Annotated in this window: 4 protein-coding genes; all 4 read right to left on the reverse strand. The window is 70.9% G+C overall.

The genetic code is table 11. The annotated features are described in order from the left end of the window. Nucleotides 1-244 (reverse strand): biotin/lipoyl-containing protein (locus tag OOT08_RS09425; RefSeq protein WP_325092393.1); only part of this gene is annotated, 244 nt, incomplete at its 3' end. Between the two features lie 100 nt (nucleotides 245-344). Continuing rightward, nucleotides 345-1,361: an alpha-ketoacid dehydrogenase subunit beta gene (locus OOT08_RS09430; protein WP_325092394.1), complete on the reverse strand. Its 1,017-nt coding sequence runs from the start codon at nucleotides 1,359-1,361 to the stop codon at nucleotides 345-347. Continuing rightward, the gene (locus tag OOT08_RS09435) at nucleotides 1,358-2,524 is read right to left on the reverse strand and encodes a thiamine pyrophosphate-dependent enzyme (protein ID WP_325092395.1); all 1,167 of its coding nucleotides are present in this window, start codon (nucleotides 2,522-2,524) and stop codon (nucleotides 1,358-1,360) included. Before OOT08_RS09435 ends, OOT08_RS09430 begins: the two co-directional genes overlap by 4 nt. Then, nucleotides 2,521-2,846, reverse strand: a 326-nt coding sequence (locus OOT08_RS09440) for an aminotransferase class I/II-fold pyridoxal phosphate-dependent enzyme (RefSeq protein WP_325092396.1), incomplete at its 5' end; no start/stop codon positions are given. The genes OOT08_RS09435 and OOT08_RS09440, both read right to left, overlap by 4 nt.

A 2,846-nucleotide genomic window follows, 5' to 3' on the forward strand; every position in this document is an offset into this window, starting at 1 on the left:
TGCCCTCGGGCTGGACCCGGAGAATGTCGGTGCCAACGGGAACCGTCTGCCCGACCTCGGCCAGCAGCGCCGTCACGGTGCCGGCGAAGGGCGAGGGCAACTCCACGAGGGACTTCGCCGTCTCGATCTCCACGACCACCTGGTTGAGCTCCACGCGGTCGCCGGGGGCCACCTGCCAAGAAACGATCTCAGCCTCGGTCAGTCCCTCGCCCACGTCGGGGAGGGGGAAGTTCAGCTCGGTCATCGGGGCCTCCAGGAAAAAGTATGGGCGGATGAGGCCCGGGGTCAGCGTCTCACAGCGCAACGCGCAGTGTCCAGTGGGAGCGGGCGGCGCCCGCCCCCGATCAGTAGTGCATCGTGCGGTCGACGGCCTCGAGGACGCGGTCGGCGTCCGGGAGGTAGAGGCCCTCAAGCTTCGCGGCGGGGAAGGGGGTGTCGAAGCCGGACACCCGCAGGACGGGGGCCTGCAGCGAGTAGAAGGCCTGCTCGGCGACCGTCGCGGCGATCTCGCTGCCGACGCTCGCGTTCTGCGGGGCCTCCTGGGCGACGACGAGGCGACCCGTCTTGCGAACCGACTCCAGCAGGGGGCCGTAGTCGATGGGGGAGACGGTGCGCAGGTCGACGACCTCAACGCTCGTCCCCTCGGCCTCGGCGATCTCCGCCGCCTGGAGCAGCGTCGTGACCATCGCGCCAAAGCCCACCACGGTGACGTCCGTGCCCGCACGGGCCACGCGGCTCGCGTGCAGGGGGAAGGGCTCGGCCTCGGTGTCCACGTCGCCCTTGAGCCAGTACTTCGCCTTCGGCTCGAAGAACAGGACCGGATCCGGCGAGGCGATGGCCTGCTGAATCATCCAGTAGGCGTCGTTCGCGGTCGAGGGGCTCACGATGCGCAGGCCGGCGGTGTGCGCAAAGTACGCCTCCGGGCTCTCCTGGTGGTGCTCGACGGCCCCGATGTGCCCGCCGTAGGGCACCCGGATGACGACGGGCATCTCCAGGCGGCCCTCGTAGCGGTTGCGCATCTTGGCCAGCTGGGTCGTGATCTGGTCGAAGCCGGGGAAGATGAAACCGTCGAACTGGATCTCGCAGACGGGGCGGTAGCCCCGCATCGCAAGCCCGACCGCGGAGCCAATGATCCCGGACTCCGCGAGCGGGGTGTCGAGCACCCGGGCGGAGCCGAACTCGGCCTGCAGGCCCTCGGTCACCCGGAAGACACCGCCGAGCGGGCCGATGTCCTCGCCCATGAGCAGGACCCGGTCGTTTTCGGCCATCGCCCGCCGGAGCCCGGCGTTGATCGCTCGGGCGATGGGCAGGGGGCGGGCCGGCTGGGGCTCGGCGGCCGTTGCACGTGAAACGTCGGTCATGCTGAGCCCTCCTCGAAGGATGATTCGTATCGGTCGAGCCAGGTGCGCTGTTCCTCGATCCGCGGGTGCTCCGCGGCGTAGACGTGCTGGAACATCGCGTCGGGCTCGGGTTCGGGCATCGAGAGCACCCCGGCGCGCACCTCGGCGGCGAGCTCGCGGCTCTCGTCCTCGATCGCCTCGAAGGCGCTCTCGGCCACGCCCTCGGCGCGCAGGTAACGCGCGAAGCGCTCGATGGGGTCCTTCAGCCGCCAGGCCTCCAGCTCCTCGTTCTCGCGATAGCGGGTGGGGTCGTCGCTCGTCGTGTGCGCCCCGATGCGGTAGGTCAGCGCCTCGATGAAGCCGGGGCCGCCGCCGGACGTCGCGTTCGCGAGCATCCGTCGACTCACGGCGTAGTTGGCGAGCACGTCGTTCCCGTCGGTCTGCACCGCGGGGATGCCGAAGCCGAGCGCGCGGCGATAAATCGGCGTGCGGGACTGCCGGGTCACCGGCACGGAGATCGCCCAGCGGTTGTTCTGCATCACGAACACCTGCGGCGTCTGGTAACTCGCGGCGAAGGTGAGGGCCTCGCTCACGTCGCCCTGGCTGGTCGCGCCGTCACCGAAGTAGACGAGGCTGCCCTGGCCCGTGGGCGTCGGGTCGCTGCCCGGGTCGAGCGCGGTGACCCCGGCCTCGCGGGTCGCGTCGAGGAGCTGTCCGAGGGCGTAGCCCGTGGCGTGCAGGGACTGCGAGCCGATCACGAGGGTGTAGAGGTGGAAGTTCCCCTTGGCCGGGTCGAAGGGGTCCCAGCCGCCGTGGCTCACCCCGCGGAACTGGGCGATCACCTCGAGGGCGGTCACCCCCCGCAGCCGGGCCACGGAGTGCTCGCGGTAGGACGGGAAGATGTGGTCCTTGGGCCCCGCGGCGCGGCCGGTGCCGACCTGGGCCGCCTCCTGGCCGACGCTCGGCGCCCACAGGGCGAGCTGCCCCTGGCGCTGGAGGTTCGTGCACTCGGTGTCCATCGCGCGGGTGAGCGCCATGTCGCGGTAGAAGCGAACGAGGTCCGCCTCCTGGAGCCCGTCGAGCTCTTCGGCGTACTCCGCGGCGGACGCGCTGGGCGCGAAGCGACCATCGACGTCGAGGAAGCGGATCGGCTCCGGGTCGTTGAAGCGGTCGTTCAGGGTCATCGGCCCTCCGTCAGGTCGGGGCGGTCCGCTGCCAGGGCAGCGGTCACCGCCAGGACGGCCGGAACGCTCTCCGACTCGCCAACGCTGATCCGCACCCCAAGACCGGGGAACGGACGAATCAGGATTCCCGCATCGAGGAAGCGCTCGGCGAGTTCCGCCGCCGCCTCGCCGACCGGGAGCCAGACAAAGTTTCCCTGTGCCTCGGGAATGGGAAAGCCCTGGCCGAGCAGTCCGGCGCGCAGCGCCTCGCGGCGCTCGACGATCTGCTCGATGCGCGCGTCCAGCGCCTCCTCCTCGTCGAGCGCGGCCAGCGCACCCGCCT

Origin of the sequence: Leucobacter sp. M11 (assembly GCF_035726885.1) — a bacterium.
Classification (GTDB): Bacteria; Actinomycetota; Actinomycetes; order Actinomycetales; family Microbacteriaceae; genus JAPFRB01.

What these genes read in the sequence shown, in the direction of transcription:
- OOT08_RS09430 (WP_325092394.1), bottom strand. Translation starts at nt 1,361, where the DNA reads ATGACCGACGTTTCACGTGCAACGGCCGCCGAGCCCCAGCCGGCCCGC.
- OOT08_RS09435 (WP_325092395.1), bottom strand. Translation starts at nt 2,524, where the DNA reads ATGACCCTGAACGACCGCTTCAACGACCCGGAGCCGATCCGCTTCCTC.